This is a genomic window from Roseateles sp. GW821-FHT09H11 (genome assembly GCF_059415845.1).
In genome coordinates this window covers 64,903-90,028 of record NZ_JBWKOA010000004.1, presented here as the reverse complement: position 1 = coordinate 90,028, position 25,126 = coordinate 64,903, and the positions used below count along the sequence as shown (strand labels likewise).

The 25,126-nt window shown below is 68.5% G+C and carries 23 protein-coding genes and 2 tRNA genes; 13 read left to right on the top strand and 12 right to left on the bottom strand.

Annotated features, from left to right (window positions below):
- Positions 1-12 precede the first annotated feature (12 nt).
- Positions 13-993, bottom strand: coding sequence for a LysR substrate-binding domain-containing protein (locus AC07PR_RS14465; protein WP_495135695.1), 981 nt, complete (start codon positions 991-993; stop codon positions 13-15).
- 100 nt (positions 994-1,093) lie between these two features.
- On the opposite strand from AC07PR_RS14465, the gene AC07PR_RS14460 reads away from it, so the two are divergent.
- The gene (locus AC07PR_RS14460) at positions 1,094-1,897 is read left to right on the top strand and encodes an NAD(P)H-dependent oxidoreductase (protein ID WP_483109161.1); all 804 of its coding nucleotides are present in this window, start codon (positions 1,094-1,096) and stop codon (positions 1,895-1,897) included.
- Positions 1,898-1,927: 30 nt separating this feature from the next.
- Here the strand turns inward: AC07PR_RS14460 and AC07PR_RS14455 are convergent, their stop codons facing one another.
- The 3 genes from AC07PR_RS14455 to AC07PR_RS14445 form a co-directional block, all read right to left on the bottom strand.
- Entirely contained in the window at positions 1,928-2,794 is an 867-nt protein-coding gene (locus AC07PR_RS14455; protein ID WP_495135694.1) for a cyanophycinase, read from the bottom strand.
- A gap of 3 nt (positions 2,795-2,797) precedes the next feature.
- Positions 2,798-2,887, bottom strand: a tRNA-Ser gene (locus AC07PR_RS14450).
- A gap of 38 nt (positions 2,888-2,925) precedes the next feature.
- Positions 2,926-3,756, bottom strand: coding sequence for a symmetrical bis(5'-nucleosyl)-tetraphosphatase (locus AC07PR_RS14445; RefSeq protein ID WP_495135693.1), 831 nt, complete (start codon positions 3,754-3,756; stop codon positions 2,926-2,928).
- 99 nt (positions 3,757-3,855) lie between these two features.
- Between AC07PR_RS14445 and AC07PR_RS14440 the strand changes: the two genes are divergently transcribed.
- The 4 genes from AC07PR_RS14440 (at position 3,856) to AC07PR_RS14425 (ending at position 8,617) form a co-directional block, all read left to right on the top strand.
- Positions 3,856-5,157, top strand: coding sequence for a hemolysin family protein (locus tag AC07PR_RS14440; RefSeq protein ID WP_377156932.1), 1,302 nt, complete (start codon positions 3,856-3,858; stop codon positions 5,155-5,157).
- A complete protein-coding gene (locus tag AC07PR_RS14435; protein ID WP_431102130.1) occupies positions 5,154-5,903 on the top strand; it encodes a SapC family protein in 750 nt (249 codons plus the stop codon). Before AC07PR_RS14440 ends, AC07PR_RS14435 begins: the two co-directional genes overlap by 4 nt.
- Positions 5,904-6,011: 108 nt before the next feature.
- Positions 6,012-7,391, top strand: a complete 1,380-nt coding sequence (locus AC07PR_RS14430) for a lyase family protein (RefSeq protein WP_377156928.1) — start codon at positions 6,012-6,014, stop codon at positions 7,389-7,391.
- 485 nt (positions 7,392-7,876) lie between these two features.
- A complete protein-coding gene (locus AC07PR_RS14425; protein ID WP_495135692.1) occupies positions 7,877-8,617 on the top strand; it encodes an N-acyl amino acid synthase FeeM domain-containing protein in 741 nt (246 codons plus the stop codon).
- Between the two features lie 70 nt (positions 8,618-8,687).
- On the opposite strand, the gene egtD is transcribed toward AC07PR_RS14425, so the two are convergent.
- Together egtD and egtB are read right to left on the bottom strand one after the other, a co-directional pair.
- Entirely contained in the window at positions 8,688-9,602 is a 915-nt protein-coding gene (egtD, locus tag AC07PR_RS14420) for an L-histidine N(alpha)-methyltransferase (protein ID WP_377156925.1), read from the bottom strand.
- On the bottom strand, positions 9,599-10,864 hold the full coding sequence (gene egtB, locus AC07PR_RS14415) for an ergothioneine biosynthesis protein EgtB (protein WP_495135691.1): 1,266 nt from the start codon (positions 10,862-10,864) through the stop codon (positions 9,599-9,601). The genes egtD and egtB overlap by 4 nt, the downstream gene beginning before the upstream one ends.
- A 239-nt stretch (positions 10,865-11,103) precedes the next feature.
- On the opposite strand from egtB, the gene AC07PR_RS14410 reads away from it, so the two are divergent.
- Complete coding sequence (locus AC07PR_RS14410; RefSeq protein ID WP_495135690.1) at positions 11,104-12,012, top strand: helix-turn-helix transcriptional regulator; 909 nt, start codon at positions 11,104-11,106, stop codon at positions 12,010-12,012.
- Here AC07PR_RS14410 and AC07PR_RS14405 read toward each other — a convergent pair.
- Positions 11,984-12,373, bottom strand: a complete 390-nt coding sequence (locus AC07PR_RS14405) for a VanZ family protein (RefSeq protein ID WP_377156919.1) — start codon at positions 12,371-12,373, stop codon at positions 11,984-11,986. The genes AC07PR_RS14410 and AC07PR_RS14405 overlap by 29 nt on opposite strands.
- A 102-nt stretch (positions 12,374-12,475) precedes the next feature.
- Positions 12,476-13,273, bottom strand: a complete 798-nt coding sequence (locus tag AC07PR_RS14400; protein WP_495135689.1) for a siderophore-interacting protein — start codon at positions 13,271-13,273, stop codon at positions 12,476-12,478.
- 58 nt (positions 13,274-13,331) lie between these two features.
- Between AC07PR_RS14400 and AC07PR_RS14395 the strand changes: the two genes are divergently transcribed.
- The 6 genes from AC07PR_RS14395 to AC07PR_RS14370 all read left to right on the top strand — a co-directional run bounded on the left by AC07PR_RS14395 (position 13,332) and on the right by AC07PR_RS14370 (position 18,484).
- Positions 13,332-13,787 (top strand): MarR family winged helix-turn-helix transcriptional regulator, encoded by a 456-nt coding sequence (locus AC07PR_RS14395; RefSeq protein WP_377156917.1) that lies wholly within the window; start codon positions 13,332-13,334, stop codon positions 13,785-13,787.
- A 96-nt stretch (positions 13,788-13,883) separates the two neighbouring features.
- Positions 13,884-13,959: transfer RNA gene (locus AC07PR_RS14390), tRNA-Thr, on the top strand.
- 222 nt (positions 13,960-14,181) lie between these two features.
- Positions 14,182-14,919: a hypothetical protein gene (locus tag AC07PR_RS14385; protein ID WP_483109173.1), complete on the top strand. Its 738-nt coding sequence runs from the start codon at positions 14,182-14,184 to the stop codon at positions 14,917-14,919.
- 122 nt (positions 14,920-15,041) lie between these two features.
- Positions 15,042-16,406, top strand: a complete 1,365-nt coding sequence (locus AC07PR_RS14380; protein WP_377156914.1) for an alanine racemase — start codon at positions 15,042-15,044, stop codon at positions 16,404-16,406.
- Positions 16,407-16,422: 16 nt separating this feature from the next.
- The gene (locus AC07PR_RS14375; protein WP_495135961.1) at positions 16,423-17,118 is read left to right on the top strand and encodes a serine aminopeptidase domain-containing protein; all 696 of its coding nucleotides are present in this window, start codon (positions 16,423-16,425) and stop codon (positions 17,116-17,118) included.
- Entirely contained in the window at positions 17,111-18,484 is a 1,374-nt protein-coding gene (locus AC07PR_RS14370; protein WP_495135688.1) for a DUF2130 domain-containing protein, read from the top strand. The genes AC07PR_RS14375 and AC07PR_RS14370 overlap by 8 nt, the downstream gene beginning before the upstream one ends.
- A 133-nt stretch (positions 18,485-18,617) precedes the next feature.
- Here the strand turns inward: AC07PR_RS14370 and AC07PR_RS14365 are convergent, their stop codons facing one another.
- From AC07PR_RS14365 to prfB, 3 genes are all read right to left on the bottom strand, one after another.
- Entirely contained in the window at positions 18,618-19,637 is a 1,020-nt protein-coding gene (locus tag AC07PR_RS14365; RefSeq protein WP_088408768.1) for a class 1 fructose-bisphosphatase, read from the bottom strand.
- Between the two features lie 44 nt (positions 19,638-19,681).
- Complete coding sequence (gene pepN / locus AC07PR_RS14360) at positions 19,682-22,387, bottom strand: aminopeptidase N (protein WP_495135687.1); 2,706 nt, start codon at positions 22,385-22,387, stop codon at positions 19,682-19,684.
- Positions 22,388-22,462: 75 nt separating this feature from the next.
- Positions 22,463-23,567, bottom strand: a protein-coding gene (gene prfB, locus AC07PR_RS14355) for a peptide chain release factor 2 (RefSeq protein ID WP_431102144.1) whose coding sequence is annotated in 2 segments (ribosomal slippage) — positions 22,463-23,485 and positions 23,487-23,567 — 1,104 coding nt in all. Because the reading frame shifts where the segments join, the coding sequence is not laid out codon by codon here.
- 88 nt (positions 23,568-23,655) lie between these two features.
- On the opposite strand from prfB, the gene AC07PR_RS14350 reads away from it, so the two are divergent.
- Complete coding sequence (locus tag AC07PR_RS14350) at positions 23,656-24,045, top strand: DUF4212 domain-containing protein (RefSeq protein ID WP_377156905.1); 390 nt, start codon at positions 23,656-23,658, stop codon at positions 24,043-24,045.
- A gap of 3 nt (positions 24,046-24,048) precedes the next feature.
- Here the strand turns inward: AC07PR_RS14350 and AC07PR_RS14345 are convergent, their stop codons facing one another.
- Complete coding sequence (locus AC07PR_RS14345) at positions 24,049-24,912, bottom strand: ParB N-terminal domain-containing protein (RefSeq protein WP_495135686.1); 864 nt, start codon at positions 24,910-24,912, stop codon at positions 24,049-24,051.
- Positions 24,913-25,126 lie beyond the last annotated feature (214 nt).

Here is a 25,126-nt window from a genome sequence, read left to right as displayed (position 1 = left end):
GTGCGACGGATTTCACGACTCGGCGCCGCCGGTGTCAGGTTTTGCGCGAGAGGCGGCCACGGCGTGGACCTGGTCGCGCAGCCATCGCTGGGCGGCATGGCCCTGGTTGCGCTCGTGCCAGACCATGGCGATGTCGAAGCCGTCGATCGGCAGCGGCGGTGGGAGCACCAGCAGGCCGGCCGCGCGGCCCTTGACCAGACGCTCGGGCACCAGGGCCACGAGCTCGGAGCGGCTGACGATGTCCGGCACGAAGAGGAAGGAGGCCGCGGAGAGCACGACCTGACGCTTCAGGCCGAGTCCGGCCAGGGCCTGGTCGACCGGCGTGGAGAACGCGCCACCGGCCGGCGAGACGATGACCTGCTCGAGTTTGGCGAAGGCCTTGGCGCTCAGCTTGCCGCCGGGCTTTCCGACCTGTTTTCCGCTCTGCTTTCCGCCGACCTTTCCGTCCAGGGCCGGGTGGCCCCGGCGCGCGATCAGCACGTAGCGCTCGTGGAACAGCGCGCGCATGCGCAGGCTGGGCGCGGCCTCGATGGGCTGCATCAGCCCGAGGTCGATATCGCCGCGCGCCATCTGCGCGGCGTGCTGGCTCGGATCCATGTGCCGGACGGCGATGCGCACGTTGGGCGCCTCGCGGCGCAGGCGCAGCACCAGCGGCTGCAGGACGCTCGCCTGCAGGTAGTCGGAGGCGGCGATCGTGACCGTGAGGTCGGCGGTGGCCGGGTCGAAGTTCAGATGCGAAGTCGCCACGCCGCGCACCTGATCCAGCGCCTGGCGCAGCGGCTCCAGCAGCGACAGCGCCTTCGCTGTCGGCGTCATGCCGCGCTGCGCGGGGAGCAGCAGCGGATCCTCGAAGACGTCGCGCAGCCGCGCGAGCTGCGCGCTCACCGCCGGCTGGCTCAGGCTGAGGCGCGCGGCGGCGCGGGTCACGTTGCGCTCGGTCAGCAGCGCTTCGAGCGTCACGAGCAGGTTCAGGTCGAGGCGGCTGGTATCCATGCCATCAATGGTAGGACAGAGAAGACGTGATTTCACGGATGGCTCGGGGATCGTCAGACTGACGTTCATTCCCGATCCACTTCGATTTCCGGAGCCCGACATGACCCGTTCCCCTGACACCGACTTCCCCGATCGCAAGACCGTGCTGATCGTCCATGCACAACCCGAGCCGACCTCGCTGACGCGCACGCTGGTCGACGTCGCCGGGCAGACGCTGCGCGCCGCGGGCCACGAGGTGCTGCAGTCCGACCTCTATGCGATGGGCTGGAAGGCCGTCTACGACGAGCAGGACTTTCCCGTCCGCGCCGACACCGGACGCCTGGACTTCGTGCGCGAGTCCGGCCACGCCTTCGAGCAGGGGCACCAGCCGGCCGACGTCGTCGACGAGCAGCGCAAGCTGCTCGCCGCGGATCTGGTGATCCTGCAGTTCCCGTTGTGGTGGTTCGGCATGCCGGCGATCATGAAGGGCTGGATCGATCGCGTCTGGGCGCGCGGCCTGGCCTACGGCCGCAACGGCCAGGGCAATCGGCTGCGTTACGGCGAAGGCGGCTTCGAAGGCCGGCGCGCGATGGTGTCGGTGACGACCGGAGGACCGGCCGCGGACTACGCGCCGCGCGGGATCAACGGGCCGATCGATCAGCTGCTGTTCCCGATCACGCATGGCACCTTGTTCTATCCCGGCATGTCGGTGCTGAAGACGCATGCGGTGCATGGGGCGGGACGGATGACGCCTGAGGCGGTCGAAGCGGCCGCCGCCGCGTGGCGCGCACGTCTGGTCCATGTCTTCGATGAAGCGCCCGTGGCGTTCCGCGCGCAGAACGGCGGGGACTATCCCGACGGGCACGAACTCGCCGACGAGGTCGCACCGGGCCTCACCGGCTTCGCGGCGCACATCGCCGCCTGATCGGCGAAGCGCCCGTCGGAGCGTCGCGCGTCAGTCTCGCAGGGACGCCGAGGCGGCGATCGTCTGCAGCACGCGCTGCAGATGCGCCGGCACCGTGGGGTCGCCAAAGGTCAGCGACGCGCCCGATGCGAGCAGATGGAAGCCCAGGTTCTCCAGCGCGATGATCCCGGCGGGCTCGCGTCGATCGCTGGCGCGGGCGGCGTCGATGACCGTCGCCGCGCCGCTGCCGACGACGCGCAGGCTCACATCGGGGCGGATGAGCAGGGCGGTGTCCTCGTCGATGCCGACGCCGAGCCGGCACGGATCGAGCGACACGAGGTGCAGCAGCCGCGCATGGCGCTTGCGCTGCGCGAAGTGCTGATCGATGACGAGCGCCGGCATCAGCCCGAGGGCGCGATGCAAGGCCCGCGGCGGACCGGCGAACTGCTCGTCGAGATCGCCGACCGGCATGTGCGCGCCGAGCGCGGAGGCCCCGGCGCTGGTGCCGGCGATGGCGAGCTCGCCGGCGCGGTGGCGCTCGCGGACGAGGGCGTGCAGCGGCGTGTCGATGATCACGTCGACGAGCCGTTCCTGGTCGCCGCCGGTCATGAAGAGCAGGTCCGCCGCCCGCACGGCATCGAGGGTGTCGTCGCGGCCGGCCGCGTCGCGATCGCGCGGATCGAGCCACTGCGGCGTCGCGCCGAGCGCACGGAAGGCCGGTTCGTACTGGGACCAGAGCAGGTCCGGTTCGCCGCTGGCGGTGCTGAGGACGACGACCTGGAGCGGCGTCCGCACGGCGTGCGTGTCATGACAGGCCGCGATCAGTTCGCGCAGCACGGCACCCGGCGTCAGCCGGTCCTCGTTGCCGCCGATGAGGGCGAGCAGGGCAGGGGGGCGAGCGGACGTGCGGGCGTTCATGGATGGCGGAGACGGTGAGATTCGAACTCACGGAGGGCGCGAACCCTCGGCGGTTTTCAAGACCGCTGCCTTAAACCACTCGGCCACATCTCCTGGAAGAAGGCGCGCATTGTATGCGCGGCCCGGGCGGCTCAGTCCGCTCCCGGCTTCTTCGCCTGCACGCAGTCCACCTGGATGATTTCCAGCGCCTGGCCGTCGGCCACGCGCGCGGCCGTCAGCGCGCCGCCCCAGACGCAGCCCGTGTCCAGCGCCAGCAGGTCCGGCCGCTGCACCAGCCCCAGCGTCGACCAGTGCCCGAACGCGATCGGATGCCCCGCCGTGCGGCGCTCCGGCACCTCGAACCAGGGCATGAAGCCTTCGGGCGCCGTGCCCAGGCCTTCCTTCGTCTTGAAGTCCAGCCGGCCCTTCGCGTTGCAGAAGCGGATCCGCGTCAGCACGTTGATGATGAAACGCAGCCGCGGCGCGCCCGTCAGATCGTCCTTCCACCGGTCCGGCTCGTTGCCGTACATCTGCGGCAGGAACTCCGCCAGCTCCGGACCGCGCAGCAGCGCGTGCACCTCGTCGGCCAGCGCCAGCGTCTGGTCCGCGTCCCATTGCGGCACCACGCCGGCGTGCACCATCAGCCAGCCCTGCGCGCGCATCGCCAGCCGCTGCCGGCGCATCCACTCCAGCAGCGCCTCGCGGTCGGGCGCCTGCAGGATCGCGTCCAGTGTGTCCCCTTTGTGCGGGGCCCGCACCCCCGCCGCCGTCGCGAGCAGGTGCAGGTCGTGGTTGCCGAGCAGGCATTGCGCCGCATCGCCCAGCGACTGCAGGCGACGCAGCGTCGTGAGGGAATCGGGGCCGCGATTGACGAGGTCCCCCAGGAGGTAGAGCCGGTCGCGGGACGGGGAGAAATCGATCTTTTCCAGGAGACGCGCCAGCGCGTCGCAACAGCCTTGGAGATCGCCGATGAGGTAATGCATAGCGGGATTTTGCGGTGCCGATGTCACACAGGCTCTGCTAACCTTGCCGACCTTGTGTTTTGGGCGCGACTCGGGGTTAGTACCCGGTCCGCGCTGTCAATGGATACCGCCCTAGTTCTCTTCCTGATCCTGCTCAACGGTTTGTTCGCCATGTCGGAGATGGCCCTCACGGCTTCCCGCAAGGCACGCTTGCAAGTGATGGTGGAAAGCGGGGAAGCGGGCGCGCAGGCCGCGATGGACCTGCACGAGAACCCCACCAAGTTCCTGTCCACGGTGCAGATCGGCATCACCTCGATCGGCGTGCTCAACGGCATCGTCGGCGAGGCCGCCTTCTCCGGCCCGCTGGCCGACGTGCTGCGCGCCAGCACCCCGCTGAGCTCCCGTGCCGCCGACATCACCGCCACCGGTCTGGTCGTGCTGGTGCTGACCTTCGTGACCATCATCTTCGGCGAGCTCGTGCCCAAGCGCCTCGGCCAGATGTACCCGGAGAACGTCGCGCGCCTGGTCGCGCCGCCGATGGAGATCATGTCGCTGGTGACGCGGCCCTTCGTCAAGCTGCTGAGCTTCTGCACCGAGTTCACGCTGAAGCTGCTGGGCATGGGCGGCCGCGCCAACCGCGCGGTGACGGAAGAGGAGATCGCCGCCAGCCTCGAGGAAGGCCTGGACGCCGGCGTCATCGAGGAACACGAGCACCAGATGGTGCGCAACGTGTTCCGCCTGGACGAGCGCCAGATCGGCTCGATGATGATCCCGCGCGCCGAGATCGCGTGGCTGGACATCAGCGACCGCCCCGACCAGATGCTGCAGATCCTGCGCGCGCACGGCTACAGCCGCTATCCGGTCTGCCGGGGCGGGCTGCACGACGTGGTCGGCACGGTCAGCGCGCAGAATCTGCTGGCGCGCTCGCTGGCCGGGGAATCGATGGACCTGTCGACCGGCCTGGAGCCGCCGGTCTTCGTGCCCGAGACGCTGTCCGGCATGGAACTGCTCGCGCACATGCGCGGCGCGGAAACCCCGCTCGTGTTCGTCGTCGACGAATACGGCGAAGTGCAGGGCGTCGTCGCGATGCGCGACGTCCTGGAAGCCATCGCGGGCGAGTTCAACTCGTCCGATGGCGAGGACGCCTGGGCGGTCCAGCGCGAGGACGGCAGCTGGCTGATGGACGGCCTGATCCCCGTCACCGAGCTGAAGGACCGCCTGGATCTGAAGGAACTGCCCGAGGAGGACCGTGGGCGCTACAACACCCTGGCCGGCATGGTGATGCTGCTGTTGGGGCGCTTGCCGCGCACGGCCGATGTGGCGGAGTGGGACGCGTGGAGATTCGAGGTGGTCGACCTCGACGGCAAGCGTGTGGACAAGGTGCTGGTCTCGCGACTGGCGGACGATGGAGTGAATCAATGAGCAACCCCCCGATGTATGAAAACCTGGTCCCCGTGGACCGGGTGCAGCACAAGAACACGCGCATGAAGATCGGCGCCCCGGTCCTGGACCGCGTGACGCAGCTGAACTCGCTGTTCGTCGCCGTGGCCGAGTTCGCCGACGCCAGCCTCGAATACCCGGTGGTGTTCGTGCGCGTCGGGCAGGCGACCGACGGCCAGCGTCCGGCGGTGGCCCCGCTGGCCGTGTTCGGCCTGAGGCAAGGCAGCAACCTGTTCATCAAGGACGGCCAGTGGACCGGCCGCTACGTGCCCGCCTACATCCGGCGCTGGCCCTTCGCCATGGCGCGCATCGAGGAAAGCACCTCCGACATGGCGCTGTGCCTGGACCTGGGTTCGGGCGCCTTCTCCGAGGCCGGTGACGATGGCGAGCCGCTGTTCAAGGCGGACGGCGAACCCACCGAGCTGCTGCTCAACGCCAAGCAGTTCTGCGAGGACTTCGAGCGCGAGGCCGAGCGCACCCGCCAGGCCTGCGAGCTGCTGCAGGACCTGGACCTGCTGCAGGACATGCGCTTCGAGGCGCAGCTGCCCAGCGGCGAGAAGCTCGACGTGGACGGCTTCCTGACCATCAATGAGAAGGCCCTGGCCGAGCTGCCCGACGCGAAGGTCGTCGAGCTGCATCGCAACGGCCTGCTGGAGGTCATCACGATGCATCGCCTGTCGCTGCGTCTGATGAGCCGTCTGGCCCAGATGTACGTGCCGGCGAACTGAGCCCGATTCGGCGGGCGATCACCGGCTGAGACAAACCCCAAGCGGGTTTGCTTGAGTACGGCGTACGCGGGAGCCTCGATAGCATCGGAAGTCCTTAAAGGACGTTGGATGCTGTTCGAGGCTTTTTTGTCGTCCACCGCGATGGAATCGGTGTTCTCGCCGACCGCGGTGGTCCAGTCGATGATGGATGTGGAGGCCGCGCTGGCCCGTTCCGCGGCGCGCGTGGGCTTGATTCCCGCGCCGGCGGCGCAGGCCATCGCCAGCCTGTGCCGGGCCGAGCTCTACGACGTGCCGGCCCTGATCGCCGCCGCGCCGCACAGCGGCAACCTGGCGCTGCCGGTCGTGCAGCGCCTGCGCGAGACGGTGGCGCTGTTCGACCCCGCCGCCGCGGTCTACGTGCATCGCGGCGCGTCCGCGCAGGACCTCGTCGACACCGCGATGGTGCTGCGCACCCGCGAGGCGCTGCGCCTCGTCGACGATGACCTGCAGCAGCTCTGCGGCCGGTTGCTGGATCTGGCGGAACGCCACGCCGCCGTGCCGATGCTGGGCCGCACGATGATGCAGCCGGCGCAGGTGATCAGCCTGCGCTACAAGCTCATGAACTGGTTGATGCCGCTGCTGCGCAGCGCCGAACGGCTGCGTGAGCAGGGTTGTGCCTCGCTGCTGCTGCAACTGGGCGGTGCCGTCGGCACGCTGGACGCGATGGGCGACCGCGCCGACGACATGCTGACCGCCGTCGCCGCCGAGCTCTCGCTGCCGCGGCCCGACATGTGCTGGCACACGCAGCGCGACCGCTGGCTGCGACTCGGCCTGGAGGTGGGCCTGCTCTGCGGCAACCTCGGCAAGCTGGCGCAGGACTTCGCGCTGATGGCGCAGGCCGAGGTCGACGAACTCCACGAACCGCCGGGCGAGGGCTACGGCGCCTGCCTGTCGATGCCGCACAAGAAGAACCCGGTCGCGGCGCTGCAGGCGATGGCGGCGGTGCAGCGCGCGCCGCAGCGGGTCGCCGGGCTGATGAGCTGCATGACGCCGGAGCACGAACGCGGGCTGGGCCAGCATCAGGCCGAGCTGGCCGAGTGGAGCGGGCTGATGGGCGGCGCGCATGCGGCGGTGCAGGCGCTCAACCGCGCGCTGGCCGAACCGGTCATCCGCGTCGACCGGATGCGCGCGCATGTCCTGGAACGCCAGGGGCTGGTGGCCAGCGAGCGCCTCGAGCATCTGCTGATGCCGCGGCTCGGGCGTCAGCGCACGGGCGCGATGATCCGCGACCTGATCCACCGGGTGCGCCAGGGCGAGGGGTCGCTGGAGCAGCTGCTGCGCACGGCCATCGACGTCGGCGATCTGCCGGCGATGGCAATTTCGCCTATCGAACTGGCCGCCATGTTCGACCTGGATGCCATCGCAGCGCAGGCCGATGGCCGTGTCGAGGCTTTGATGGCAGAGGCGCGTCAACGTCTGGATGCGCTGGCTGCGCAACCGTGCACCTGACCGGTTCGTGACTGGTCTCACGACCGGCAGCAAGACGCAACGCGATACGAACTTTGTGATCGCTCAGCGGTCAAATCGCGCCTGACGCGACAAATATCCCCAGATGCCGTATGGATTTCCGCAAAAAAGTGGGGGTGGGCTGTCCCATGAATTCGGCATTTGAACGAAAAGCATCCAGTTACACCTGCAACAAATGGGGCGCCGGGAGGCGCCTCGCCGCGGGGCTCGGGATTCGATGAATACACACGCTGGCGAGGCCCGGCGCTGTATTCCCCGTAGGTGCCCGCTATGTAACGGAATTCCCTCAAATGCGGGGTTTCGTCCTGGCAAGGGATTGACCCGCGCTCGAACCCGGGACAGACCCGTAAGACGAGGGTCGCATTTGTTAACTATCGTAGCGACCTGCAGTAATTACTTTGAGTGGGCCATAGACTCGCCTTTGATAACCAAGCAGTCTGGAGTTGGGAATGAGCGACGAATCTCGCATGTCGAACATTGAAATGGAAGCGCCCGCAAGCCCTTTGCAGGCGCTGCAGTCCATTGGTTCGGAGATGTCGTTTGTCCGCTCCGATTCCGTGGAGCTCGTTTCCCGCGATACCGAGTTCGGACGCATCGAGATCCGTGCGCTGATGGAAGGCACCGGCCACGCGCTGCTGGAGCGCCGGTACGCGTCACGGGGTTACAGGCTCAGCCGTTCCGCGGACGTGACGCTGGGGGCGTATTGGGAAGGCCGGCTGGTGTCCACGCTGGGGTTGCGGCGTGACAGCGGCAACCTGGCCGCGGACCAGAGTTTCCCGGCCGAGATGGCCGGCATGCGCCAGCAAGGCTGGCAGCTGTGCGAATTCACGCGGCTGGCCGCCGATCCGGATGGTCCGTCCAAGCTGGTGCTGGCCAGCCTGTTCCACCTGGCCTACCTGCATGCGGCCCACCACTGGGGTGCCGAGTTCCTGGTGATCGAGGTCAATCCCCGCCACAAGGCCTTCTACCGCCGCATGCTGGACTTCCAGCCGCATGGTGAAGAGCGCCTGCACCGCAGCGTCGGCGCGCCGGCGGTGCTGATGAGCCTGTCGCTGGCCTACGGCCGCAAGAAGGTGGAGAAGTTCGGCGGATCGCTGAACGAGGACGAGGACAGCCGCTCCCGCACGCTGTTCCCGTACTTCTTCTCGCCGAAGGACGAGCCCGCGCTGCTGAGCAAGCTCGCGGACGTGTACGGCTACGACGCCTGACGGCCCGTCGCGTCTGAACGAAGACGCCCTCCGATCCCCCGGGGGATCGAACCGATTCCGCCTTCTGCCTTCAAGCCTCCAGCCAATGCAGGCTGAACCAGCGCTGATCGTCCGTCCAATGCGCTGACGGCTTGAACCCGGCTTCCCGCGCCAGCGCCTGGAAGGTCTCCACGCTGTACTTGTAGGAATTCTCGGTGTGCAGGCTCTCGCCCGGCACCAGCGTGTAGCGGCGCCCTTGCAGCTGCAGGTGCTGCTCGCCGCGGGGCATCAGGTGCATCTCGATGCGGTGCTTGCGCGGGTCGTAGAACGCGTAGTGGTCGAAGCCGCTCGGATCGCATTCCAGCTTCAGTTCGCGCTGGGCGTGACGCAGCAGGTTCAGGTTGAAGCGCGCCGTCACGCCTTGCGCGTCGTTGTAGGCCGCATGCAGCCGGGCCGGATCCTTGATCAGATCCACGCCGATCAGCAGCGCCCCGCCGTCGAGTTCCTCGCGCAGCAGGCGCAGGAACTCCAGCGCCTCGTCCGGGTTGAAGTTGCCGATGCTGGATCCCGGGAAGAATCCGACGCGTCGCCCGTCCGCCGGCGCATCGGGCAGCACATGCATGCGGGTGAAGTCCGCCACCACCGGCAGGATGCGCAGCGCCGGCTGCTCGCGCTGCAGCGACTCGCAGGCCGCCAGCAGATGAGGACCGGAGATGTCCACCGGGACGAAGCTGTGCAGCTGCTCCGCGCGTTCCAGCAGCAGGCGCACCTTCACGAGCGCGCCGGCGCCGTACTCGATCAGCTGCGCGCCCGGGCCCATGCGTGCGGCGAATTCATCGGCATGCCGTTTCAGCAGCGCAAGCTCGGTGCGCGTCGGGTAGTACTCGGGCAGTTCGCAGATCTGCTCGAAGAGGGCCGAGCCCTGCGCGTCGTAGAAGTACTTGGGGGAGATCGCGTGCTCGGGGCCGGCGAGCGCCGCGTGAAGGTCCTCGGCGAAACTGCTCATGCGGGGGTCTCCGTGCGCGGGCGCGCATCGCGGGCCAGTCTCAGCCCGGTGAACTGCCAGCGCGCCGCCGGCGGAAAGAAGTTGCGGTAGGTCCGGCGCGTGTGGCCGGGCGGCGTCGCGAGGCTGCCGCCGCGCAGCACCAGCTGGCCGACCATGAACTTGCCGTTGTATTCGGACGCGGCCCCGTCCATGGGCCGGAAGCCGGGATAGGGGTGATAGGCCGAACGCGTCCACTGCCAGGCCTGGTCGTCGAGCTGCGCCATGCCGGGCAGCGTCGAGGCGGCTTCCCATTCCGGCTCGCTCGGCAGTCGTGCGCCGGCCCATTCCGCATACGCGGCGGCTTCGTAGAAGCTGAGCTGCATCACCGGCGCGGCGGGATCCATCGGACGCAGTCCGTGCAGGCCGAAGACCGACCAGCGCGATCCGGCGCCGTCGCCGTCGCTGTCGTCCACCCAGTACAGCGGGGCTCTCCAGCCGTGCTGCTGGACCGTGGCCCAGCCGTCGGACAACCACCAGCGCGGCTCGCGGTAGCCGCCGTCGTCGATGAAGCGCTGGAAGTCGCCGCAGGTCACGAGGCGGCTCGCGATCTCGAAGGGCTCGAGCCAGACGCGATGTCGCGGTCCTTCATTGTCGAAGGCGAAGCCCGTCGACGCTGTGCCGGCGGGGCGCGTGTCGTGGCCGATGTCGACGAGGCCGCCGTCATGGCGCAGCCATTCGCTGGTGCCGCCCACGATCGGCGCGGGGGGGGCGTCGATCAGCGCCGGCCGCCACGGATGGCAGGACAGCAGGTGCAGCGCATCGGTCAACAGCAGTTCCTGGTGCTGCTGCTCGTGATGCAGGCCGAGTTCCAGCGTCGGCGCGATCTCTTGCCACTGGGCGTCGCTGCAGCGCGCGATCAGCTGCTGGATGTGCGTGTCCACATGGCGGCGGTAGGCGCGCACCTCGTCCAGCGACGGGCGCGTCAGCAGGCCGCGCTGCGGGCGCGGGTGACGCGGCCCGAGGCCTTCGTAATACGAGTTGAAGAGGAAGTGGAAGGACTCGTCCAGCGGCCGGTAGTCCGGCAGATGCGGGCGCAGCAGCAGCGCCTCGAAGAACCAGCTCGTGTGCGCCTGGTGCCATTTGGCCGGACTCGCGTCCGGCATCGACTGCGCGGCCTGGTCCTCGGCGGACAGCGGCTCGGCCAGCGTCAAGGTGTGGCGCCGGACCGCTTCGAAACGGCGCGCGAGATCGCGCCGCACCAGCGGCAGATCGTGATCCGACATGCAAGCAACTCCTGCAGGCCCCAGGGGGAGGAAGGCCCGAACGACAACGGTAGCCGATTTGCCGTGTCCGCGTCCGGCGTGGGCCGCTTGCCAGACCACGGCGGGACGGCTCAACTGCCACCCGATGTCAGGTAGGGCAAATCGGGTACCCGCGCAGGCCGCTGCCGCGATTCATGCGATTCATCGGCGCGTCATGCCGCGCGGGCAGGCTGACGGCGACCCGGCTCACGCCTTTGCCCATGCCCATGATGCCGCCCTCGATCTCCTCGTCGCTGCCGCCGCTGCTGCCCTCGACCGCTTCGCCTGCCGTGGCGCCGCCGGCATCATCGTCGGCGCTGCCGGCGATGGGCCTGCCGCTCCACGGCGGGGTCGACGGGGACGGCCTGCCCTTGTCCTGGCTGCAGGACCACGTGCTCGCCGAGCGCCTGCTGGAGGCGCTGTGGAGCGCGCGACAGCCGGCGACCCCGGCGCAGTTCTTCGTCTGGAGCCAGAGCCGCCTGCAGCCGCTGCTGCCGCACCGGCTGATGGTCTGCGTCGGCGACCAGCCGCCGTCGCCGCGCCTGACGGCGCAGCTTTTCCACCTGAAGCCCATCGGCGACGGGCTGCACACGCAGCTCGAATCGGCCGATCACGGCCTGTGGCTGCACCTGGTCCGACGCTGGGGCGATGGTCGGCGGCCGCTGCACATCGACCTCGCGCGGGAATCGGACCTGGCCCTGTTCCAGCCGCTGCTGGAAGCCGGCTTGCGGGAACTGGCCCTGCACGGCGTGGCCGCCGATGGCGAGCGGCCGCAGAGCCTGTTCCTGTTCGCGGGCGAGGGCTGGCAGGACGACCACCTGCGCCGCCTGGAGCTGCTGACGCCGGCGCTGCACGCGGCCTGGCGGCGCGCGCGGCTGCAGGCGCGGGGTCAGGCCTTGCCGCGTCGCGCCGGGTCGCTGGTGACGCCGCGCGAGCAGCAGATCGTCGAGGGTCTGCGCGCGGGTCTCAGCAATGAAGGGATCGCGATCCAGCTGGGCATCAGCATGTTCACGGTCAAGAACCACGTGCGCAAGATCCTGCGCAAGCTGGGCGCGAACAACCGCGCGCAGGCGGTCGCGATCGCGATGTCGCGCCGGGAGTTCAGCGAGCCGGAGTCGCCCGGGGCGTGAGCAGGCGCAGGATCAGCGCGTGCACGGCGACGCCGATGACGGCGCCGATCATGTCGGCCAGCACGTCCTGCGCGTCAGCGTCGCGGCCGGGGATCTGCGACTGGACGAGTTCGATCAGGACGCCGTAGGCGAGCAGCATCGCCAGCACGATCCAACGGCGGCGCGGGCCGGCGGCGAAGCACTGCATGCCGATGACGGCGAGCGTGCCGAAGGCGGTGAAGTGGTTCGCCTTGTCCCAGCCCAGGTCGGCCGAGGGCGGCGGATGTGGTGAGAACGCGAGCCAGCTCGCGCCGACCACCACCGCCAGGAAGAGGAGGCGCCAGGCGTTGCGCCAGCGCGGGTCGTGCAGGACTTCAGACATGCGGGGCAGTGTGCCACGCACGTGTGAAGCGAAAGTGAGGCGGCACGCCGTCCGCCTCATCGTCCGCCTCGCCGTCCCACCCGCGTCGCGGCCCCCGGCCGTTCACTCCAGATGCTCGTGATGATGGCTGGCGCCGCGCTTCCAGTAGGCCGAGGCCCGGATCGCATGGCGATCGTGACCCTTCTCGTCGACGAGGATGCGGCGCACCGCGGCCATCGCCGCGGCTTCGCCGGCGCACCAGGCGTAGCCCTCGCCGGACGGCAGCGTCAGTGCGCGGGCGGCGGCCAGCAGTGCGTCGTCCCCGTCGACCCAGCGCAGGTCGAGATCGGCGCGGGTGTCGAAGCGGCGGCGATCGTTTTCCGGCACGTTCAGCAGCGCGACGACGCGCGCGCTGGACGGCAGTTCCTCGAGGCGGCGCGCGACGGCGGGGAGGGCGGTCTCGTCGCCGACCAGCAGGTGCCAGGCGAAGTCCGTCGGAATGATGAAGGAGCCGCGCGGACCGCCGACGGTCAGCGTGTGGCCCGGCTGCGCCTGCGCGGCCCAGGCCGCGGCGGGGCCGTCGCCGTGCTGGGCGAACTCGATGACCAGCTCGCGTGCCGCGTTGTCGAAGCGGCGCGGCGTGTAGTCGCGCATGACCGGAGTGCCGTCGGCGTCGGGCGCGAAGATCAACTTCACATGGTCGTCGAAGGAGGCGCTGACGAAGTCGGCCAGCGAGTCGCCGGTCAGCGTCACGCGGCGGAAGTTCGGCGTCACGTCGTCGACGCCGGTCACGGTCAGCTCGCGGCGCTTGAGTTCGTGACGCACGCGCTGGACGCGGCTCGCGGCGGGCTCGGCGGCTGGCGCCGCAGCGGTGGAGAGGGTGGAGGAAGCAGTGGGGGTGTTCAGCGGATCGGGCTTCATTGCCGGTGGTCTCTGTTTCGTTGACAATGTCATCCATCTTGCGACGGAACGATTGACAATGTCAACTAACACCACTGGCCGGAGGGGCAAGGACGACGACGTGCTGGAGCTGGTGCATTCGGTGATGCACCGCTACCGCGCGCTGCAGTACCGCTTCCTGCGCGACGGCCCGCAGGACATCACGCACATGGAAGGCAAGGTGCTGTTCTTCTTCGAGCGGCACCCGGATGCGACGCAGAGCGACCTGGCGGCGCACAGCGGGCGGGACAAGGCGCAACTGGCGCGGCTGATCAAGACCTTGCGCGACAAGGGACTGCTCGAAGCGCAGACCGACGAGGTCGACCGCCGCCAGGTGCGGCTGCGGGTCAGCGACGCGGGCCTGACGGTGCAGCGCGAACTGAAGCGGCAGGCGCGGCAGGTGTCGGTGCAGGCACTGGCCGGTCTGAGCGCGGACGAGCAGACGCAGCTCGCCGCGTTGCTGAAGCGCGTGCAGGCGAATCTGGGCGAGGAATGAATCGGCGGCTGACGTTGCCTGCGTGCGACGTGGGTGCGGAAGTTGTCGACGTCGAAAATCTCGGCTATAGTCTCAGACTCTGTTGTTCGCGACAGCGCCGATGTAGCTCAGTTGGTAGAGCAGCGCATTCGTAATGCGAAGGTCGGGAGTTCGACTCTCTTCATCGGCACCAATCTGGAAAAGCCGCTTGGGTTCCCAAGCGGCTTTTTCTTTTGCGGCGCACATGCGGCGGGGCTTCAGTCCCAAGGCACTCCCACCTTTGGTGTCCCGGGCATCGGGTCGACACCTTCGATGGGGGACAGGTCTCATCACCCTTGAGGATGTCCGCCGTCGGAGCGGCTTTCTAGCATCCCGCCGTCGCGCATGTCGCGCGTCGCGATCAAGGGAGAGTGACATGAAACGAGCATTGAGCGTCGCGCTGTTGAGCGCGGCTGCGGCCCTGTCGGCGCATGGCGCCGCCGTGGTGAACGGCGACTTCGAGGGCGGCAGCCTGAGCGGGTGGTACGCCACCGGGGCCAACGTCAACGGATCCTCGACCGCCATCGTCAACGCCGGCAACGGCTATCCAGCGCTGGCCGGCAACAACTCGGCGCTGATCGTGGCGATCTCGACGTGGCCGCTGAACCAGAACGTGACCTGCGCGTCCGACATCTGGAACGTCGCCTGTCCGCTGCCGGTGCAGTTCAGCCCGTCGGGTGCGGGTGCGCCGACCTTCTTCTCGCAGAACGTGGCGGGGCGCTACATGCGCGGCGGCTTCATTGCGCAGGACGTCAACGTCGAGGCCGGCGACACGCTGGACTGGGTCTCGCAGCGGCTGGGTGAAGTTGCCTCGGGCAATGTGGGCTCTCCCGGGAATGTCGACAACGCCTTTTTCGTCGCCTTCAACGGGAGCACGGAAGCGGTCGTCGACCTGCGCGGCAATGTCTCGTCCTACACCTTCGCGCAGGGCGGGCTGTGGTCGATCTTCTTCGGCGTGCAGCAGACCGAGGATCCGTATGTCTGGAGCGCGCTGAAGGTCGACTCGATCGCGTTTCGCGCGGCCGAGGTGCCGGAGCCGGACTCGCTCGCGCTGGCGTTCGCCGCGGGCGGCGTGCTGTTCTGGCAGCGTCGCCGGCAGCGTTTGGCGAACTGAGCGGCGGCCCACGCGCGACCGCTCGTGATCCCCGGCGCCAGCCGCCGGGAGGGCCAGACGCGCCGCATCTGGCGGGCGCGTCGCGCCACCGGCGCCCGCCGACGGTGGCAACATGGCGCGCCATGAGCCCACACGACCACGACGATCAGCCCGGCCACGCGCCGGTGACGCTCACCCTCTCGGCCCTCGAGGCCGAGCCGCTGCCCGGCACGCTCAAGGGCCTGCCCGCGGTCGCTGAGGGCGTGCCGCTGGGCGGGCTCGGCGCGCTGGGGCTTTCGCTGCTGGACGGCGACCTGCCGCTGCCGGCGGCAATCCTGAAGGACTCCGCGCTGACGCACAACGCGCGCTGGATGCGCGAGTTCACCGCGCGCGCCGGCGTCAGCCTCGCGCCGCACGGCAAGACGACGATGGCGCCGCAGCTGTTCCAACGCCAGTTCGACGAAGGTGCCTGGGGCATGACGGCGGCGACCGCGGCGCATGTGCGCACCTACCGGCGCTTCGGCGTGCCGCGCGTGCTGCTCGCGAATCAGCTGATCGGCAAGGCGGATCTGGACCTCGTGTTCCGCGAGCTGGAAGCCGCCCCTGATGTCGATTTCTATCTGCTGGTCGATTCCGCCGCGGGCCTGGACCTGTTGCGCCGCGCCGCGGTCGAACGTGGCTTGAAGCGACCGCTCCAGGTGCTGCTGGAAGTCGGCACGCCGGGCGGACGCACGGGCGTCCGCACGATGGAGGAGGGCGCCACGCTGGGCCGCCTCATCCGCGATGCCGCGCCGACGATCACGCTGCGCGGCGTCGAGGCGTTCGAAGGCGTCTACAGCGGCGCGGACACGGCGCGCGTGGAGCTCGGCGCGCTGACGATGATCGAGACGGTCGCGGAATTGACGCGACTGGGCTGCGCCGAAGGCTGGTTCGCCGCGGACGAGGTGCTGCTGACCGCGGGCGGCTCGGCGTTCTTCGACATGGCGGCGAAGACGCTGGCCTCGGTGGAGGCCGCGGGCACCGGCCACGCCTTGCGCGTGGTGCTGCGCAGCGGTTGCTACCTCAGCCACGACAGCCTGCAGTACGAGCGCATGCAGGACCGCATGCGCCAGCGCGCCGGCGCGCTGTGGGGCGAAGGCCCCGGCCTGCGCAACGCGATCGAGGTCTGGGCCTACGTGCAGTCGGTGCCCGAGCCGGGCCGCGCGATCTGCACCGCCGGCCGCCGCGACTTGAGCTACGACGCCTGCCTGCCGCAACCGCTGTGGTGGTACCGCCGCGGCCTGCATGACGCGCCGCGGGCGACACCCGCCGACTGGGCGGTCACGAAGCTGAACGATCAGCACGCGTACGTCGATGCCGGCGGGGAGGGCGGCACGCTGATGCTGCAGGTCGGCGACATGATCGCGTTCGGCGTCGGCCATCCATGCACGACCTTCGACAAATGGCCATTGCTCTACACGGTCGACGACAGCTACCGCGTCATCGGCGGCGTGCGGACATTCTTCTGAATCGATGACCGCCTTGGTGCTGCTGCCCGGCATGGACGGGACCGGCGATCTGTTCGAGCCGTTCCTGAAAGCCTTGCCGTCGCGACTGCGGCCGGTGGTCGTGCGTTATCCCGTGGACCGCTGGCTCGATGACGACGAGCTCCTCGCGCACGTGCGCATCGCGTTGCCCAACGACGAGCCATTCATCCTGCTTGGTGAGTCGTTCTCCGGGCCGGTCGCATTGAAGCTGGCGGCGGAATGTCCGCCCGGCCTTCGCGGTGTCGTGCTCGCTGCGTCGTTCGCGCAATATCCGAATCGCGCGCTGGCGCTCTTCAAGCCTGTGGCGGGTTGGACGCCCTTGCGCCTGCTGCCAAAGTCCGTGATGAGCGTGCCCCTGCTGGGCCGCTTCGCGACTGAGGCGCTGCAAGAGGCGCTGCATCGCGCGGTGAGTCGCGTGGCGCCCTCGGTGATGGCGCATCGAGCGCGCCAAGTGCTGTCCTTCGATGCGACAGCGCAGGCGGCTCGCCTCGCCGTACCGATCCTGTGCCTGCGGGCGATGCGGGATCGCGTGGTCGCCGCGAGCGCGGCCACTGAGATTGCCGCCCGGAACCCTCGATGCACCATCGTTGATATCGAGGCGCCGCATATGCTGCTGCAATGCGCGCCCGCCGCCGCGGCGCGGGCCATCGTCGACGTCTTTGAAGAACAAGAGAAGGGGAGTCCCCATGCATGAAATCATCTGCCCGCACTGCAACAAGGCCTTCAAGATCGACGAGGCTGGCTACGCCGACATCCTCAAGCAGGTGCGCGACACCGACTTCGAGAGGCAGCTGCACGAAAGGCTCGCGTTGGCCGAGCAGGACAAGCGCAACGCCGTGGAGCTCGCGCAGGCCAGGACCGCCAGCGAGCTGCAGAAGGCCGCCGCGCTCAAGGACGGCGAGATCCAGGAACTGAAGGCCCGGCTCGAAGCTGGCGAGGTCCAGCGCAAGCTCGCGGTGACGGAGGCGCTCACCGTGCTGGAGAAGCAGGCGCAGCAGGCCGCCGCGACGAAGGACGCCGAGATCCAGGCGCTGAAGGCGAAGCTCGATGCGATCGGGCTGACGCAGCAGCTGGCGTTGACGCAGGCCGTCGGCGCGGTGGAGAAGGAACGCGATCAGCTCCGCAGCGGGCTTGAGCGCGCCGAGCTGGAGAAACAGCTCGCCGAGAAGGCGCTCAAGGACAAGTACGAGACGCAGATCAAGGACCGCGACGACGCCATCGAGCGCCTGCGCGACATGAAGGCGCGACTGTCGACCAAGATGGTCGGCGAGACGCTTGAGCTGCATTGCGAGACCGAGTTCAACCGCATCCGCGCGACCGCCTTCCCGCGCGCCTACTTCGAGAAGGACAACGACGCGCGTTCGGGCAGCAAGGGCGACTACATCTTCCGCGATGCCGATGAGTCCGGCACGGAGATCGTCTCGATCATGTTCGAGATGAAGAACGAGAACGACCGCACTGCCACGAAGAACCGCAACGAGGATTTCCTGAAGGAGCTCGACAAGGACCGCGTCGAGAAGGGCTGCGAGTACGCGGTGCTGGTGTCCCTGCTCGAGCCGGAGAGCGAGCTCTACAACACCGGCATCGTCGACGTGTTCCATCGTTATCCGAAGATGTACGTCGTGCGGCCGCAGTTCTTCCTGCCCATCATCACGCTGCTGCGCAACGCGGCGATGAACTCGCTCAAGTACAAGACCGAGCTCGCGCTGGTCAAGGCGCAGAACATCGACATCACCCACTTCGAGACGCAGCTCGAGAGCTTCAAGTCGGCGTTCGGGAAGAACTACGAACTCGCGTCGCGGCGCTTCCAGACCGCGATCGACGAGATCGACAAGTCCATCGACCATCTCCAGAAGACCAAGGAGGCCCTGCTCGGCACCGATCGCAACCTGCGCCTGGCCAACGACAAGGCGCAGGACGTGACGATCAAGAAGCTGACCAAGGGCAATCCGACGATGGCCGGGAAGTTCGCCGAGCTCAAGAACGATGACAAGCCTGCCGCCGCCGATCGCGGCAACGACGGCAGCGACGACAAGCGCGACGAAGGCAGTCTGTTCTGAGGGCTGAGCCCCGAGGGCGTCCAGAAGCACGAAGGCCGCTCATCGAGCGGCCTTCTGCGTTCTGCGTTCCGCGTTCCGCGTGATGGACGTGAGGTGTCCGGGGTGAGTCGGACGGGGCCTCACATCCGTCAGCTCACTTGGCCTTGTCGGCCTCCAGGTGGTACTGCGTCACCCGCTCGACCTCGTTCTTCGAGCCGAGCACGACCGAGACGCGCTCGTGCAGCTTGCCCGGTTGCAGATCCATGATGCGCTGGCGGCCGTTGGTCGCCGCGCCGCCCGCCTGCTCGACGAGGAAGGCCATCGGGTTGGCCTCGTACATCAGGCGCAGCTTGCCGGCCTTGTTGGGCTCGCGCTTGTCCCACGGGTACAGGAAGACACCGCCGCGCGTCAGGATGCGGTGCACGTCCGCCACCATCGACGCGATCCAGCGCATGTTGAAGTCCTTGCCGCGCGGACCCGTCGTGCCGGCCAGGCACTCGTCGATGTAGCGCTTCACCGGCTCATCCCAGTGCCGCATGTTGGACATGTTGATCGCGAACTCCTTGGTGTCCGCGGGGATCTTCACGTCGTCGGCGGTCAGCACCCACGAGCCCTGCTCGCGGTCCAGCGTGAACATCGCCACGCCGTCGCCCACCGTCAGCACCAGCGTCGTCTGCGGTCCGTAGACGCAGTACCCCGCCGCCGCCTGCGCGGTGCCGGGCTGGTGGAAGTCCTCCTCGCTGATGCCCTTGGCCCCCTCGGGCTTCTTCAGCACCGAGAAGATGGTCCCGATCGACACGTTCACGTCGATGTTGCTGGAGCCGTCCAGCGGGTCGAACATCAGCAGGTACTCGCCCTGCGGGAAACGGTTGGGCACCAGGTGGATGCTCTCCATCTCCTCCGAGGCCATCGCGGCCAGGTGGCCGCCCCACTCGTTGGCTTCGATCAGCACCTCGTTGGCGATGATGTCCAGCTTCTTCTGGACCTCGCCCTGCACGTTCTCGGACCCGGCCGTGCCCAGCACGTCACCCAGCGCGCCCTTGTTGACGCTGATGGCGATGCGCTTGCAGGCCCGCGCGACCACCTCGATCAGCAGCCGCAGCTGCTGGGGGATGTGGCCGTGCAGCCGCTGCTGCTCGACGAGGTATTGGGTCAGGCTGACGCGTTGACTCATGAAACGACTCCGATGGTTGCAAATCTAGTGCGCCGCGCGTGGCATCAATGCTGCGTGTCCGAGGCCAGCGCGCGCTCGATGATCTCGCGCACGTCGTTGGACAGGTCCGGCTTGGCGGCGACGCGGGCGATGGCCTCGCGGGCGGCGCTGCGGTACGGCTGCGCCAGCGCGGTCCAGCGGTCCATCACGCGCGCCAGCCGACCGGCGACCTGCGGATTGATCGCGTCCAGCGCCAGCACCTGCTCCGCCCAGAAGACGTAGCCCGCCGCGTCGGCGCGGTGGAAGGCCGCCGGGTTGAACATCGTCAGCGAGAAGATCAGGCTGCGCGCGCGGTTCGGGTTCTTCAGCGTGAAGTCGGCGTGCTTCATCAGCTGCTTGACCTTGGCGAAGGTCTTGCCGTCGCGCTCGGCCGCGCGGCCTTGCAGCGCGAACCACTTGTCGATGACCAGCGCCTCGCCCTTGAACTGGGCGTGGAAGCGCGCCAGCGCGCTGTCGGCCAGCTCCGCGTGCGCTTGCACCAGCGCGGACAGCGCGCCCATGCGATCGGTCATGTTGGTCGCGTCCTTGAAGCGCTGGTAAGCGCGGCCCGGCCACACGCCGTCGCCGGTGTGGGTCGCGTTCAGGACCAGCATCGCCAGCGACAGGTTCACCAGCGCGCGCTTGCCGCTCTGCACCGGGTCCGGGTTGTAGCCGGTCGTGACCTGATGCGCGTCGAAGGCCCAGGCCCAGTCGGCCTGCAGTGCCGACGCCAGCTGCGTCTGCGCCGCCTCGACCGCGGCATGGATGGCTTGCGGATCGACGACGTCGAGCTGCTCGGCGATGTAGGCCTCGTCGGGCAGTTGCAGCGCCAGCGCCTTGAAGGCGGGGTCCAGCTCCGGATGACGCAGCACCGCGCGCATCGCGTCGATGTAGGCCGCGTCCAGCACCAGCGGCTGGCCCGAGCGCACGGCGCCGAGGATGCGGTTCAGCGCCAGGCGCTGGCTGGCTTCCCAGCGGTTGAAGGCGTCGCTGTCATGCTTGAGCAGCACCAGCAGCTCGGCGTCGCCCAGGCCGTCGTCCAGCACCACCGGCGCCGAGAAACCGCGCAGCAGCGACGGCACCGGCTCGGACGGCACGTTGACGAAGACGAAGGACTGTTCGACCTGATCCAGGACCAGGACGCGCTCGGTGTCGGTGGCGCCGGCGGCGCCGCCCACCACGTCGTCCACGCCTTGCTGCATCAGCGGCAGCGACTGGCCGTCGCGCGACAGCAGACCCAGCGACACGGGGATCACCTGCGGCAGCTTGGCCGTCTGGCCCTGCGAGGCCGCGCTCGATTGCGTCAGCGTCAGCGTCCAGGTCTGCGCGGCGGCGTCGTACACGCCACGGGCCTGCAGGCGCGGCGTGCCGGCCTGCGCGTACCAGCGCTTGAACGCATCCAGGCGCGTCGTCAGCGGCGAGCCCGGGTTCGCGTCCGCGATCGCCTGCGCGAAGTCGTCGCAGGTCACGGCCTGGCCGTCATGCCGCTGGAAATACAGCGCCATGCCCTTGGCGAAACCGTCGCGACCGACCAGCGTCTGGTACATGCGGACGACTTCCGCGCCCTTCTCGTAGACGGTCGCGGTGTAGAAGTTGTTGATCTCGACGTACTCGTCGGGACGCACCGAGTGCGCCATCGCGCCGGCATCCTCGGGGAACTGGCGGGCGCGCAGCGCGCGCACGTCCTCGATGCGGCAGACCGCGCGCGCGCTCGGCGTGGCGGCCATGTCCTGGCTGAATTCCTGGTCGCGGAAGACGGTCAGGCCTTCCTTGAGCGACAGCTGGAACCAGTCGCGGCAGGTGACGCGGTTGCCGGTCCAGTTGTGGAAGTACTCGTGCGCGACGATGGACTCGATGCGGGCGAAGTCCGCGTCGGTCGCGGTGGCGGGGGAGGCCAGCAGCGCCGAGGTGTTGAAGATGTTCAACCCCTTGTTCTCCATCGCGCCCATGTTGAAGTCGGACACGCCGACGACCATGAAGCGCTCCAGATCCAGCGGCAGGTTGAAGCGCGCTTCATCCCAGACGACCGACGCGATCAGCGAGTTCATCGCATGCTCGGTCTTTTCCAGGTCGCCCTGGCGGACGTAGACCTGCAGCAGGTGGTCCTTGCCGCCGCGGGTGCGGATGCGCTGCTCGCGCGCGACCAGGTCGCCGGCGACCATCGCGAAGAGGTAGCTGGGCTTGGGGAACGGATCGTGCCACTTGGCCAGGTGGCGGCCGTTGTCGAGCGTGGCCGACTCGACCAGGTTGCCGTTGGACAGCAGCACCGGATATCTGGCCTTGTCGGCGCGCATCGTCACCGTGTAGACCGCCATCACGTCGGGGCGGTCCAGGAAGTAGGTGATGCGGCGGAAGCCTTCGGCCTCGCACTGCGTGAAGAAGCTGCCGCCGGAGGTGTACAGGCCCGACAGCGTCGTGTTCTTGTCCGGGCAGCAGGTGTTGCGGATCTCGAGCGTGAAGTCCGCGTCGGGCACGTTGTCGATGATCAGCTCATGGCCTTCCTGGCGGAAGGACACGCTCTCGCCGTCGATCAGCACGCGCAGCAGGTTGAGCTCCTCGCCATGCAGGCGCAGGGGGCCGTGGGGCACCGCGGCGTTGCGTTCCAGGCGCATCTTGCTGGCGACCAGCGTCTTGGCCGGATCGAGGTCGAAGCACAGGTCGACGGTGCGGATCCAGAAGATCGGCGCGACGTAATCGGCGCGGCGGATCAGGGTGGCGGTGCCTTCACGCATGACGGACTTCCTTGTAGGAATGAAGAAGCCCCGGGCCGGGGATCGAGCACCGGGGCATGGGTCTCATTGTTTTTCTTAGACGCCCTGTTTGAGGGACGCCGTGATGAATGCGTCGAGGTCGCCGTCCAGCACCTTCTGGGTGTTGGAGATCTCGACGTTGGTGCGCAGGTCCTTGATGCGGCTCTGGTCCAGCACGTACGAGCGGATCTGGTGGCCCCAGCCCACGTCGGTCTTGCTGTCCTCGAGCTTCTGCTGCTCGGCCATGCGCTTCTTCATCTCATGGTCGTACAGGCGCGAGCGCAGGCGCTTCCAGGCGACGTCGCGGTTGCTGTGCTGGCTGCGGCCGTCCTGGCACTGCACGACGATGCCGGTCGGGATGTGGGTCAGGCGCACCGCCGAGTCGGTCTTGTTGATGTGCTGACCGCCCGCGCCGGACGCGCGGTAGGTGTCGGTGCGGACGTCCGACGGGTTGATGTCGATCTCGATCGAATCATCCACTTCCGGATACACGAACAGCGAGGCGAAGCTGGTGTGGCGGCCGCCCGAGGAGTCGAAGGGGCTCTTGCGGACCAGGCGGTGCACGCCCGACTCGGAGCGCAGCAGGCCGAAGGCGTACTCGCCTTCCACCTTGATGGTGGCGCTCTTGATGCCGGCGATCTCGTCGTCGGTCTGCTCTTCGACGTCGGCCTTGAAGCCCTTGCGCTCGCAATACTTCAGGTACTGGCGCAGCAGCATGCCGGCCCAGTCGCAGGCCTCGGTGCCGCCGGCGCCGGCCTGGATGTCGATGAAGCAGTTCAGCGGGTCGGCCGGGTTGTTGAACATCCGGCGGAACTCGAGTTCCTCGACCTTCTCGGCCAGCTTGACGGACTCGGCCTCGATGGTCTGGATGCCGGCGATGTCGTTGTCGTCCTTGGACATCTCGTACAACTCGAGGTTGTCGGCGATGTTGGACGTCAGGTGGTTGATCGTCTCGACGACCTGTTCCAGCGTGCGCTTTTCCTTGCCGAGCTCCTGGGCCCGCTTGGGGTCGTTCCAGACGTTGGGGTTCTCCAGGGCGGCGTTGACTTCATTCAACCGCAGTGCTTTGCGGTCGTAGTCAAAGGTACCCCCTTAGCGCGTCGGTACGCGCTTGCAGATCGGTCAGCGTGTTGCCGATCGCATTGATTTGTTCGATGTCCATGATTCGCTCGAAGGGTGGAGCCCCCGAGAGGGGCCCGAAGCCGGGTATTTTCTCATGCTGACGCGAACGGGCTCCCTAAGATGGCGGGATGCGTCCGAAACCGCCTGTCCCCGATGCGGGTTACCCGTCCGGCACCCCCTCCGGCACCCCGTCCGGAACCTTCCGCGCCCGGCGCCGGCGGGTGCGCCGCGGCAATTGGCGGCTGACGCTCATGCTGCTGGTCGTGTGGGCGCTGGTGACCTTCGGCGTCGCGTATTTCGCGCGCGTGCTCAGCTTCGATTTCTTCGGCTGGCCGTTCAGCTTCTGGGTGGGCTCGCAGGGGGCGTTGATCGTCTATGTGGCGATCGTCGTCATCTATGCGACCGTCATGAACCGCCGGGAGGCGGAGGCCGGGGTGCAAGACCCGGCACCGTATTTCGACGAGGTGGAGGCCAAGCGGCCCGAGCGCGAGCGCGCCGGGCCGATCACCGGGTTCTGAACGTCAGAAGGGCGACGAAGAGTCCTGCTTCGCCGCGGCCAGTTGCGCCTGCAGTTCCGCGACTTGCGCGCGCAGCTTGATGTTCTCGTCCTGCAGCGCGCCGACCTGCGCGCGCAGCAGCGCGACGGCCGGATCGGCCTCGAGTTCACCCTCCTCGTTCGTCGGTACGCCCAGCAGCTCCACGGCCACTTCGGCGACGGCGTCGCCCGCGGCCTTCTTGCCGACCTTGGACTCGCGCACGCGCTTGGCGGCCTGGCGCAGTTCCTTCTTCCCGCCGGCGGCGGCGGCGGCCTGTTCCTCGGCGGGCAGGTCGGCGATCACGGCGGCCGCGCTGATCGAGACCTCGCCCGACTTCACGGCCGCCACGAGTTCGGGCGCGGCGGCCTTCTGGATCTTCTCGATCTGCGTCACGGTGGCGCTGCTGATGCGCGCGGCGCGCGCGATCGCTTCGCGGCTTTTCAGCGGCGGGGCGTCGGGCACGGGGGCGGCGGTCGCGTCGGCGACGGGGGCCTCCGGGGCCGGGTCGTTGAGCACGGCCAGCCGGCGCGCTTCCATGATCTCCTTCTTGCGCAGGGCGAGCACGCCGCGCTGGAAGTCGGAGACGCTGCGACGGCCCAGGTGCTGGTCGATCATCCACAGGTGGACGTCTTCCATCGACTTGAAGCGGGTGTTCTGCACCGTCTGGAAGGGGATGCCGTGCTTGGTGCAGATGCCGTGGCGGTTGTGGCCGTCGACGAGGATGTCGCCCCAGAGCACGAGCGCGTCGCGGCAGCCCTCGGCGAGGATGCTGCGCTCGAGCGCGGCGTATTCGTCCTCGGACAGTGGATCGATGTAGGCCTTGAGTTCTTCGGTGACGATGATGTTCATGGGGACGGGCAGCGGGACGGCAGGGAGAACAGGGGAAGACGCCGGCAGGGCATGACCCTGCCGCGCGGTGTTCGGAATGTGCGACTGGCGCGCGGGTCGCACGGGCGACGGAGGACGCCGGAAAAGGGCGGCATTCTGCCTAACTCGCGACGCTAACCTGTCGCACCCCGAGCGCGAGCGTCGGAAATCCCACGGAACCCACCCCCAGATGAGC

What these genes read in the sequence shown, in the direction of transcription:
- AC07PR_RS14465 (WP_495135695.1), bottom strand. Translation starts at nt 993, where the DNA reads ATGGATACCAGCCGCCTCGACCTGAACCTGCTCGTGACGCTCGAAGCG.
- AC07PR_RS14460 (WP_483109161.1), top strand. Translation starts at nt 1,094, where the DNA reads ATGACCCGTTCCCCTGACACCGACTTCCCCGATCGCAAGACCGTGCTG.
- AC07PR_RS14455 (WP_495135694.1), bottom strand. Translation starts at nt 2,794, where the DNA reads ATGAACGCCCGCACGTCCGCTCGCCCCCCTGCCCTGCTCGCCCTCATC.
- AC07PR_RS14445 (WP_495135693.1), bottom strand. Translation starts at nt 3,756, where the DNA reads ATGCATTACCTCATCGGCGATCTCCAAGGCTGTTGCGACGCGCTGGCG.
- AC07PR_RS14440 (WP_377156932.1), top strand. Translation starts at nt 3,856, where the DNA reads ATGGATACCGCCCTAGTTCTCTTCCTGATCCTGCTCAACGGTTTGTTC.
- AC07PR_RS14435 (WP_431102130.1), top strand. Translation starts at nt 5,154, where the DNA reads ATGAGCAACCCCCCGATGTATGAAAACCTGGTCCCCGTGGACCGGGTG.
- AC07PR_RS14430 (WP_377156928.1), top strand. Translation starts at nt 6,012, where the DNA reads ATGCTGTTCGAGGCTTTTTTGTCGTCCACCGCGATGGAATCGGTGTTC.
- AC07PR_RS14425 (WP_495135692.1), top strand. Translation starts at nt 7,877, where the DNA reads ATGTCGAACATTGAAATGGAAGCGCCCGCAAGCCCTTTGCAGGCGCTG.
- egtD (WP_377156925.1), bottom strand. Translation starts at nt 9,602, where the DNA reads ATGAGCAGTTTCGCCGAGGACCTTCACGCGGCGCTCGCCGGCCCCGAG.
- egtB (WP_495135691.1), bottom strand. Translation starts at nt 10,864, where the DNA reads ATGTCGGATCACGATCTGCCGCTGGTGCGGCGCGATCTCGCGCGCCGT.
- AC07PR_RS14410 (WP_495135690.1), top strand. Translation starts at nt 11,104, where the DNA reads ATGCCCATGATGCCGCCCTCGATCTCCTCGTCGCTGCCGCCGCTGCTG.
- AC07PR_RS14405 (WP_377156919.1), bottom strand. Translation starts at nt 12,373, where the DNA reads ATGTCTGAAGTCCTGCACGACCCGCGCTGGCGCAACGCCTGGCGCCTC.
- AC07PR_RS14400 (WP_495135689.1), bottom strand. Translation starts at nt 13,273, where the DNA reads ATGAAGCCCGATCCGCTGAACACCCCCACTGCTTCCTCCACCCTCTCC.
- AC07PR_RS14395 (WP_377156917.1), top strand. Translation starts at nt 13,332, where the DNA reads ATGTCAACTAACACCACTGGCCGGAGGGGCAAGGACGACGACGTGCTG.
- AC07PR_RS14385 (WP_483109173.1), top strand. Translation starts at nt 14,182, where the DNA reads ATGAAACGAGCATTGAGCGTCGCGCTGTTGAGCGCGGCTGCGGCCCTG.
- AC07PR_RS14380 (WP_377156914.1), top strand. Translation starts at nt 15,042, where the DNA reads ATGAGCCCACACGACCACGACGATCAGCCCGGCCACGCGCCGGTGACG.
- AC07PR_RS14370 (WP_495135688.1), top strand. Translation starts at nt 17,111, where the DNA reads ATGCATGAAATCATCTGCCCGCACTGCAACAAGGCCTTCAAGATCGAC.
- AC07PR_RS14365 (WP_088408768.1), bottom strand. Translation starts at nt 19,637, where the DNA reads ATGAGTCAACGCGTCAGCCTGACCCAATACCTCGTCGAGCAGCAGCGG.
- pepN (WP_495135687.1), bottom strand. Translation starts at nt 22,387, where the DNA reads ATGCGTGAAGGCACCGCCACCCTGATCCGCCGCGCCGATTACGTCGCG.
- AC07PR_RS14350 (WP_377156905.1), top strand. Translation starts at nt 23,656, where the DNA reads ATGCGTCCGAAACCGCCTGTCCCCGATGCGGGTTACCCGTCCGGCACC.
- AC07PR_RS14345 (WP_495135686.1), bottom strand. Translation starts at nt 24,912, where the DNA reads ATGAACATCATCGTCACCGAAGAACTCAAGGCCTACATCGATCCACTG.